Here is a 9,290-nt window from a genome sequence, read left to right as displayed (position 1 = left end):
CTCGCGGCTGGCCGCGACGATCAGCCGCATGTCGGCGTTTTGGGCGCGCAGCGCGCGGATGCGCTCACGGCCCTTCGCGCGCTCGCGCTCCAGCGCGGCGTCCACGTCCTGCAGGCGCGCGGCAAAATCTTCGGCGCGTTGCAGATAGGCGCGCTGCACCTGCTGTTCGGCGGGGGATGCGCGCAGCTGCGCCTCCAGGTCGGCGATCTTGCCGATTTGCGCGCCGTAGACCAGGGACGCGAGCGGATTGCCCAGCTGCTTGTACGCCAGCCACGACACCGGGATCATGAACGCCAGCAGGACCACCACGTACTGCGCCACCTGCGTCCAGGTGATGGCGCGCATGCCGCCCAGAAATGAGCACAGCAGCACCCCGCCCAGGCCGAGCATGATCCCGATCTCGAATTGCACGCCGGTCAGGCGCGACGCGATCAGCCCCACGCCGTAGATCTGCGCCACCACATAGGTAAAGGAGCAGAGCACGGCCGCCAGCGCCGCGATGGCGCGCGGCCAGCGCCCGCCAAAGCGCACATGAAAGAAGTCGGGCACGGTGTACAGCTGCATGGCCCGCAGCTGCGGTGCGATGAGCAGCGCGACCAGGCAGAAGCCCCCCGTCCAGCCGAGCAGATAGGCGAGCCCGCCGGCCTGCCCCGGTGTGCCGGAGAAGCCTTGCAGGTACAGCGCCCCGGACAGGCTGATGAACGACGCGGCGCTCATCCAGTCGGCGGCGGTGGCCATGCCGTTGTACATGGGCGGAATGCGCCGCCGCGCGACGTAATAGTCCTCGGGGTCGCTGGTGCGGTGGTACACGCCGATCCCGGCGTAGACCATCACCGGGAGGAACAGGAAGATCGGGCCGATCCAGTGCCGCGCGAGGCCCTGGCTCTCGGCCCAGGCCATGAGCGCGAGAAAGCCCAGCACCCCCGCGGCATACAGCGCCAGGATGCGGTGCAGCCGCCACAGCTGGGCGCGGTCGGCGTCCACGTCAGCCCTGGTGGCGGTCTGTACCCGCGCGCCGCGGCCGCCGCGCGTCGCGCCGCTCGATGCGGCCCATGGCCCAGCCATCGGCGACCACGATGCCGATGAACACCAGCACCGCGCCCTGGGCGGAAATCCAGTAGCCCAGGGGCCAGCCGCCGAACACCAGCCGTTGCAGGTCGTCCGCGCAGTAGGCGGCGCCAAATGAGACCAGCGCCCAGAGCAGCAGCAGCCCGGCCTTGAGCCAGAGATGCCGCGCGTCGTGCAGCTGCGGCGCGGGCGGGTCGGCCATGGGCTCCTCGCCCGGGTGCGCGGGGCGGTGTGCGGGCTGCTGCATTGGCGGCATCGGCGGCATCACGGGCCTGCGCGGGTCAGCCCGCGAGCCGTTGCCAGGTGGCGATCACGCTGTCCGGGTTGAGCGAGATCGACGAGATGCCCTCGTCCGCCAGCCACTGTGCAAAGTCCGGGTGGTCGCTCGGGCCCTGGCCGCAGATGCCGATGTACTTGCCCTGCGCCAGACAGGTCCGGATGACCTGGTGGATCAGCGCCTGCACGGCCGGGTCGCGCTCGTCGAAGTCCTGCGCCAGCAGCTCCAGCCCCGAGTCGCGGTCCAGCCCCAGCGTGAGCTGGGTCAGGTCGTTCGAGCCGATCGAAAAGCCGTCGAAGAACGCCAGAAAGCGCTCGGCCAGGATGGCGTTGCTCGGCACCTCGCACATCATGATCAGCTTCAGCCCGTCCTTGCCGCGCTCCAGGCCGTGCGTGGCCAGCAGCTGGGTCACGCGCTCGGCCTGGCCCAGCGTGCGCACGAAGGGCACCATCACCTGCACGTTGCTCAGCCCCATGTCGCCGCGCACGCGCCGCAGTGCCTCGCACTCCATCGCAAAGGCCGCGCCAAAGTCTGCGCTGAGGTAGCGCACGGCGCCGCGAAAGCCGAGCATCGGGTTTTCCTCCTCGGGCTCGTAGCGGCTGCCGCCGATGAGCTTGCGGTATTCGTTGCTCTTGAAGTCCGACAGGCGCACGATCACCGGCTTCGGCCAGAACGCCGCAGCGATGGTCGCCACGCCTTCGGCCACCTTGTCAACGTAGAACGCGCGCGGGCTCGCGTGGCCCCGGGCCACGGACTCCACGGCCTGCTTCAGGTCGGCGTCGATCTGCGGGTAGTCCAGGATCGCCTTGGGGTGCACGCCGATGTTGTTGTTGATGATGAACTCCAGCCGCGCCAGGCCCACGCCCTCGTTGGGCAGCTGGGCAAAGTCGAAGGCCAGCTGCGGGTTGCCCACGTTCATCATGATCTTGGTCGCGATCGGCGGCATGGCGCCGCGCTGTACCTCGCTGACCTCGGTCTCCAGCAGTCCGTCGTAGACGCGGCCGGTGTCGCCCTCGGCGCAGCTCACGGTGACCAGCGTGCCCTCCTTCAGGCGCTCGGTCGCGTCGCCGCAGCCGACCACGGCCGGAATGCTCAGCTCGCGCGCAATGATCGCGGCGTGGCAGGTGCGGCCGCCGCGGTTCGTGACAATGGCGCTGGCGCGCTTCATCACGGGCTCCCAGTTCGGGTCGGTCATGTCGGTCACGAGCACGTCGCCGGGCTGGACCCGGTCCATTTCGGTGACGCTGCGCACCAGGCGCACCGGCCCGGTGCCGATCCTCTGGCCAATCGCGCGGCCCTCGGCGAGCACGTTGCCCTGGCCCTTGAGCTGGTAGCGCAGCTCGGTCTGGGCCCGGGGCTGGCTCTTGACGGTCTCGGGACGCGCCTGAAGGATGTAGATCTCGCCGTCGCTGCCGTCCTTGCCCCATTCGATGTCCATGGGGCGGCCATAGTGCTGCTCGATGAGCAGCGCGCAGTGCGCGAGCTGCGCGACCTCGGCGTCGGTCAGCGAATAGCGGTTGCGCTGCGCGGCGGGCACGTCCACGGTCTGCACCAGCTGGCCGCTGCGCACCTGTTCCTCGGGGCTGGAGAACACCATCTGCACCAGCTTGCTGCCCAGGGTGCGCCGGATCAGCGCCTGCCGGCCGGCGCGCAGCATGGGCTTGTGCACGTAGAACTCGTCGGGGTTCACGGCGCCCTGCACCACGGTCTCGCCCAGGCCGTAGCTGCTGGTGATGAAGACCACGTCCGCGAAACCGGACTCGGTGTCGATGGTGAACATCACGCCGGCCGCGCCCAGGTCGGAGCGCACCATGCGCTGCACACCCGCGGACAGGGCCACCCCCTCGTGCTCGAAGCCCTTGTGCACGCGGTAGGAGATCGCGCGGTCGTTGTACAGCGAGGCAAACACCTGCTTGATCTTGAGCAGAACGTCGGTCAGGCCCGTGACGTTCAGAAAGCTCTCCTGCTGGCCGGCAAACGAGGCCTCGGGCAGATCCTCGGCAGTGGCCGAGGAGCGCACGGCAAACGACGCACCGGGATGCTCCGCGCAGAGCGTGGCGAACCTGTCGGCGACCGCCCGTTGCAGGTCCATCGGGAAGGGCTGCGCCTGCACCAGGGCGCGGATTTCCGCGCCCGCCGCCGCGAGCGCGCGCACGTCCTCGGTGTCCAGCCCCTGAAGCCGGGAGCGGATGCGGTCCGCCAACCCGTCGTGCTGCAGGAACGCGCGAAACGCATGCGCCGTGGTCGCAAAGCCCGTGGGAACGCGCAGGCCCTGCGGCAGCTGCGAGATCATCTCGCCGAGGCTGGCGTTCTTGCCGCCGACGGCCCCGACGTCGGTCATCCTCAGGTTTTCAAACGGAACGACCAGGGCGGTCGGGGGGAAGAGTGCAGACATGGGAAAGCTCCAGAAGTTGAAACCGGGTCTGCGCGCGCGTCCCCGGCGTGGCGGGGGTGCGCGGCCATGCACGGGCAGCGGCCTGATCTTCTTTGTGCTTGTGGGCCGGAGGGGTGCATTGCAAATTGGGGTGGAAATTGGGACGGGCGGTACGGGACGCCCCCGAATATTGGCCACAATTGTAGGCTTGCGTCAGCCGGCGGCCCGCGGCCCGGGCGGCGGGCGCACGCTGTCCCCTTCCAATCCCCCCATCCGGAAACTCCCGAAGTCGGCCCCCATGCACTCGCGCACCGTATTTTTCGTCTCCGACGGCACCGGAATCACCGCAGAAACCTTTGGCAACGCCATCCTCGCGCAGTTCGAGATGAAGCCGCGCCACGTGCGCCTGCCCTTCGTCGATACCGTGGACAAGGCGCACCAGGCGGTACGGCAGATCAACCACACGGGAGACGCGGAGGGCAAGAAACCCATCGTCTTCACCACGCTGGTGAACATGGAGGTGCTCAAGGTCATCCAGAGCGGCTGCAAGGGCATGCTGCTGGACATGTTCGGCACCTTCGTGCGCCCGCTGGAGCAGGAGCTGGGGATCAAGTCGCACCACCGCGTGGGCCGCTTCAGCGACGTGAGCGGCAGCCAGGAATACAGCAACCGCATCGAGGCCATCAACTTCAGCTTGGCGCACGACGACGGCCAGAGCCACAGCGACCTGGCGGGCGCCGACGTGATCCTGGTCGGCGTAAGCCGCAGCGGCAAAACGCCGACCAGCCTGTACCTGGCGATGCAGTGCGGCCTCAAGACGGCGAACTACCCGCTGATCCCCGAGGACTTCGAGCGCCGCCAGCTGCCACCGGCGCTGGAGCCGCACCGCAAAAAAATCTTTGGCCTGACGATCCAACCCGAGCGCCTGTCAAAAATCCGCAACGAGCGCCGCCCCGAATCGCGCTACGCCAGCCTGGAAAACTGCCGCACCGAGGTCTCCGAAGCCGAGGCCATGATGCGCCGCGCGGGAATCCGCTGGCTCTCGACGACCACCAAGTCCATCGAAGAGATCGCCACCACCATCTTGCAGGAGCTGTGGCCCGAGCGGTTGAGGTACTGAAGGCTACAGCCGTCAGAGCCTGTGAAGATATATCGGCACGAATATTGCGTGTCTTTTGACATGGTCAGCACCCCCACGAAACCCGGATCAAGCGGACACACGGACACCTTGTTTGAGAACCGGATGTTTTCGCCCGACAGCACAACGACCCCGAAACGGCGTCTCCTCGTGAATTAATCGAAGTTGCTGTTTCCAATGGAGTCTGAAATGCAAGTCTTACGTAACGGATATCTGACAATCGCGGTTTACTGCGTCAGTACCGCACTTTCCGCGGTTTGGGTGACGTTTGCATTTTCGAACATCAGCGGGTCGACTCTGACTTTCATTGCCCTCCTGACGGCCTACGTCATTTTCCTTGGTGCGCACCTGATGAGAGGGGGGCGGCCATTCGATCTGCTGCGCAAGCATTTTTCGGAAGTTGTCATCCTGAACATGCTGACTGTTGCTGCGTGGTATTTCATGTTTTTGGCGTTGCAAAGAATAGAGGCTTCCGTCGAGTCAGCTATTTATCAGGGATGCGTGCCGATTGCCGTGCTGGTGTGTGGATTGTTTGCTGGACAAGCGAGTTTCTGGTCATTGCGCACGCTGGGCTGCATATTGATTTCCTTGTGTCTCTTCAGCCTCGTCGCCGCTCGCGTCGCAACGGAAGGGGTGATCGCAATCGAAATGTCCAGGCTGTATTCCGGTATCGCACTGGCAACCATCGCTGGCATAGCTGGCGGGGTCTATGTCTATTGGTCGGCGCAAGTCGTCAAGAAAATCCAATGCAAGACGCTGGATATCCTTTGTAATCGCTTTTATCTCCTGATCGTGCTCACGGGAGCCGTTGGCTTGTCGCAGTCGCTTGGCACGACTCTGCATGCCATCGACCTGATGCTCCTGGGCAGGCTGGTACTGCTTTCCCTGGTGTCCGTAGTGATTCCCGTATTTACGCTGCAGCATGCGATCGTCGTACTGGGTGCACCACGCGTCTCCATCATCGTGCCGTCTGTGCCGGCGCTTGCGCTGCTCGTCGAGCAAAGTTTTGTAGGTTGGCCGTCGCCGCTGGTTCCCTCGCTCATTGTTGCCACGTGTGTGGCCGTGTTGTTTTCGAATGCATGGATGAGCATGCGCCCCACGAATCATGCGCTATCCAGCGCAAAGCCTTGAAGCTGATCATGGTCAAGACCCTTGTATTCATCACACAGGCGTATGTGAATTTTGCTTCGGACGCGGCTCTCGAGAAGGTGCGATCCAAGGTGCGCACCGTCCTGGTACTCTATCGCGATGAAGTGGTCAACGCACGCATTGCACGGCACATGGACGACATCGTGCGTGTCGGCGGCGCGCTGACGGACAACGTACGGCCGGTACTGAGCGTCGAAGAGATGCTGGTTCTGGTCGAACATGAAATCGGGCAAGCTGGTAATGCGGACGCTGTTCGCGTGTTCTGCCAAGAGGAATGCAACGTGCTGGGTGCGGCGACGATCCGTGTCACCCTTGACATTCCGGGCGACTCCCCGGACATGGTACAACGCTTTCGCGACAAACTGGAGATGAAAGAGGCCGTAGCGAAGCACGGTGTGCGCGTACCAGGTTACGAAAAACTGGATCGCAACAGGCTCTCCGCTGAGCCGCAGGCCTACTACGACGCGCTGGTCGAGAAGCTCGGCAAACGTCTCGTCGTCAAGCCGACCAGAGCGGCCGGCAGCTTCAACGTCACGGTTGTTGAAAGCTACGAAGATTTCCTCGTGGCACGCAAAGTCGTCGAGGATGAAATCTTCCGTTTCGAGTACGAAGTGGATGAATTCATTTCCGGCACCATGTACCAATGCGATTCGTTCGTGCGCAACGGTATCGTCGTCTTCAGCGGTATCCTGGAACTCGGCTGTTCCAATTTCGATTTCGTCCAGGGTAAGCCGCTCTCCGTCTATCCCGCGATCCCCGAGGCGCTGAGGCAGCGTCTTTTCCAATTCAATCAGGACGTCGTCACCGCGCTCGGCTTCGAGAACGGCTCGACGCACCATGAACTATTCTTCAATGAAGCGGACGGCAGCATCGTCTTTCTCGAGATCGCTGCTCGCGTTCCCGGTGGAATCGGCGTGCCCTTCCATGAAAAAAACAGCCACGTCAATCTGATCGACGCGAACCTCTACTACACCGTTGATCCTGCATGGCTGAGCGACATTCAGCCGATCGTCTCAAACAACGTGGTTTCGGCATTGCTCCCCGTCGGTCACGGCACCGTGGTGCAACTCAATGAGCCGAAAATAGAAAGCCGCTACGAGATCGTCTGGAACGTCCAGCCCGGGGCGGTCGTGAATTCCCGTTCTTTGGTCGACAATGCTGGTATCTTGACGCTTTACAACGACGACAGGATAGTGCTGCGCCGAGATTTCGAGCGGCTGCAGCACTATGTTCCCGTGACGTGCAAATAGGCCGGTCGCCCTGGCTGCGTTGCGTTCGCCGTAGGGCACGGCCAGGCATCCCTGCTTCTGGGTCTGGGTGGCCTGCGTGGTGCCTTCGGTCTTCTGCATCGTCTTCTTGGTGCGCTCAGGCTTTTCCCCCAGTGCGGCAAGCACGCGATTGGTGCTCTAATCCGCCGGCCCCGAAAACCCCCCGTTCGCCTTTTCGACCCTCTGGTCCCCCGCGCAATGACCGATGCCGACGCCCCCCTCTCTTACGACAGCCTGCGCAGCGCGCGCTGGTTTGCGCCCGACGACCTGCGCTCCTTTGGCCACCGCTCGCGCATGCTGCAAATGGGCTACGCGCCGAGCGACTGGGTGGGAAAACCGGTCATCGCCATCGTCAACACCTGGAGCGACGCCAACCAGTGCCACGCGCACTTCAGGCAGCGGGTGGACGACGTCCGGCGCGGCATCTTCCAGGCGGGCGGCTTTGCGCTGGAACTGCCGGCCATCTCGTTGTCCGAAAGCCTGGTCAAGCCGACGACGATGTTCTATCGCAACTTCCTGGCGATGGAGACCGAAGAACTGCTGCGCAGCCACCCGGTGGACGGCGCGGTGCTCATGGGGGGCTGCGACAAGACGACGCCCGGCCTGACGATGGGCGCGCTCAGCATGGGCCTGCCCTTCATCTACCTGCCCGCGGGCCCGATGCTGCGCGGCAACTGGCGGGGAAAGGTGCTGGGCTCGGGATCGGACGCATTCAAATACTGGGACGAGCGCCGCGCCGCGCGCCTGAGCGAGCAGGACTGGCAAGAGATGGAGGCCGGCATCGCGCGCAGCCACGGCACCTGCATGACGATGGGCACCGCCGCCACGATGATGGGAATCGCCGAGGCCGTCGGTTTCACGCTGCCCGGGGCTTCGAGCATTCCGGCCGCCGACGCCGGCCACATGCGCATGAGCGCCGAATGCGGCCGGCGCATCGTCGAAATGGTATGGGCCGACCTGCGGCCCGCGCGCATGCTCACGCGCGCGAGCTTTGAGAACGGCATCGCCTGCGCGATGGCCATGGGGTGCAGCACGAACGCGATCGTGCACCTGATCGCGATGTCGCGGCGCGCCGGGCACGCACTCACGCTCGACGACTTCGACGCCGCCAGCCGCCGCGTTCCGGTGATCGCCAACATCCGCCCCAGCGGCGACACCTATCTGATGGAAGACTTCTTCTACGCCGGCGGCCTGCGCGCGCTGCTGCAGCGCATCCGCGTGCACCTGCACGTGGACGCGCGCACTGTGAACGGCCGCACGCTCGGGCAGAACATCGAAGCGGCGCAGGTCTACAACGACGACGTCATCCGTGCGCTCGACCAACCCATCTACGCCGAAGGCGCGCTCGCCGTGCTGCGCGGCAACCTCGCGCCCGACGGCGTCGTCATCAAGCCCAGCGCCTGCGCGCCGCACCTGCTGCAACACCGGGGCCGGGCGCTGGTATTCGACGACTACCCGAGCCTGAAGAAAGCCGTGGACGACCCGGAACTTGAGGTCACGGCCGACGACGTCCTGGTGCTGCGCAACGCCGGCCCGCGCGGCGCCGGAATGCCCGAGTGGGGCATGCTGCCCATCCCCGCAAAACTGCTCCGGCAGGGCGTGAGCGACATGCTGCGCTTGTCGGACGCGCGCATGAGCGGCACCAGCTACGGCGGCTGCCTGCTGCACTGCGCGCCCGAAGCGGCGATCGGCGGCCCCCTCGCGCTGGTGCGCAGCGGCGACTACATCACCGTGGACGTTGCGGCGCGGCGCATCCACCTGGAAGTCGATGACGCGGAAATGGCGCGCCGCAGGGCCGCGTGGACCGCGCCGCCCGCGCGCTACGAGCGCGGCTACGGCTGGATCTTCGGGCGCCACGTTCTTCAGGCGAACGAGGGCTGCGACTTCGATTTCCTGGAAACCAGCTTTGGCCGCGCCGTGCCGGAGCCGGACATTTTTTGAGCAACGAACCCTGCGAGGCAGACTCCCCGTGAACCCCCAAACCCGCGCGCTGCTCATGCAAGTCAGCGCAGCCAC

The 9,290-nt window shown here is 65.2% G+C and carries 7 protein-coding genes; 4 read left to right on the top strand and 3 right to left on the bottom strand.

Features of this window, described 5'->3' with window-relative positions; translation table 11 throughout:
- The 3 genes from VTU_RS0103480 to ppsA form a co-directional block, all read right to left on the bottom strand.
- On the bottom strand, positions 1-1,065 hold a 1,065-nt coding region (locus tag VTU_RS0103480), incomplete at its 3' end, for a sodium:solute symporter family transporter (protein WP_438873574.1).
- Positions 986-1,315, bottom strand: a complete 330-nt coding sequence (locus tag VTU_RS0103475) for a DUF4212 domain-containing protein (RefSeq protein WP_201766093.1) — start codon at positions 1,313-1,315, stop codon at positions 986-988. The genes VTU_RS0103480 and VTU_RS0103475, both read right to left, overlap by 80 nt.
- A gap of 34 nt (positions 1,316-1,349) precedes the next feature.
- Positions 1,350-3,740, bottom strand: coding sequence for a phosphoenolpyruvate synthase (gene ppsA, locus VTU_RS0103470; RefSeq protein WP_010100804.1), 2,391 nt, complete (start codon positions 3,738-3,740; stop codon positions 1,350-1,352).
- Between the two features lie 277 nt (positions 3,741-4,017).
- Here ppsA and ppsR point away from each other — a divergent pair, with 277 nt between their 5' ends.
- From ppsR to araD, 4 genes are all read left to right on the top strand, one after another.
- On the top strand, positions 4,018-4,839 hold the full coding sequence (ppsR, locus tag VTU_RS0103465; RefSeq protein ID WP_010100803.1) for a posphoenolpyruvate synthetase regulatory kinase/phosphorylase PpsR: 822 nt from the start codon (positions 4,018-4,020) through the stop codon (positions 4,837-4,839).
- A 207-nt stretch (positions 4,840-5,046) separates the two neighbouring features.
- On the top strand, positions 5,047-5,988 hold the full coding sequence (locus VTU_RS0103460) for an EamA family transporter (protein WP_040891846.1): 942 nt from the start codon (positions 5,047-5,049) through the stop codon (positions 5,986-5,988).
- The gene (locus tag VTU_RS0103455; RefSeq protein ID WP_010100801.1) at positions 5,985-7,256 is read left to right on the top strand and encodes an ATP-grasp domain-containing protein; all 1,272 of its coding nucleotides are present in this window, start codon (positions 5,985-5,987) and stop codon (positions 7,254-7,256) included. Before VTU_RS0103460 ends, VTU_RS0103455 begins: the two co-directional genes overlap by 4 nt.
- Before the next feature lie 216 nt (positions 7,257-7,472).
- The gene (araD, locus tag VTU_RS0103450) at positions 7,473-9,215 is read left to right on the top strand and encodes an L-arabinonate dehydratase (RefSeq protein ID WP_010100800.1); all 1,743 of its coding nucleotides are present in this window, start codon (positions 7,473-7,475) and stop codon (positions 9,213-9,215) included.
- Positions 9,216-9,290: the final 75 nt, after the last annotated feature.

The sequence above is a fragment of the Verminephrobacter aporrectodeae subsp. tuberculatae At4 genome (assembly GCF_000193225.1).
GTDB lineage: Bacteria > Pseudomonadota > Gammaproteobacteria > Burkholderiales > Burkholderiaceae_C > Acidovorax > Acidovorax aporrectodeae.
Note: the sequence above shows the minus strand (reverse complement) of the source record. Positions and strands in the feature narration are given on the sequence as shown.

Bases quoted from the DNA above. Each gene is read 5' to 3' on its own strand.
- VTU_RS0103475 (WP_201766093.1), bottom strand. From the start codon at position 1,315: ATGCAGCAGCCCGCACACCGCCCCGCGCACCCGGGCGAGGAGCCCATG.
- ppsA (WP_010100804.1), bottom strand. From the start codon at position 3,740: ATGTCTGCACTCTTCCCCCCGACCGCCCTGGTCGTTCCGTTTGAAAAC.
- ppsR (WP_010100803.1), top strand. From the start codon at position 4,018: ATGCACTCGCGCACCGTATTTTTCGTCTCCGACGGCACCGGAATCACC.
- VTU_RS0103460 (WP_040891846.1), top strand. From the start codon at position 5,047: ATGCAAGTCTTACGTAACGGATATCTGACAATCGCGGTTTACTGCGTC.
- araD (WP_010100800.1), top strand. From the start codon at position 7,473: ATGACCGATGCCGACGCCCCCCTCTCTTACGACAGCCTGCGCAGCGCG.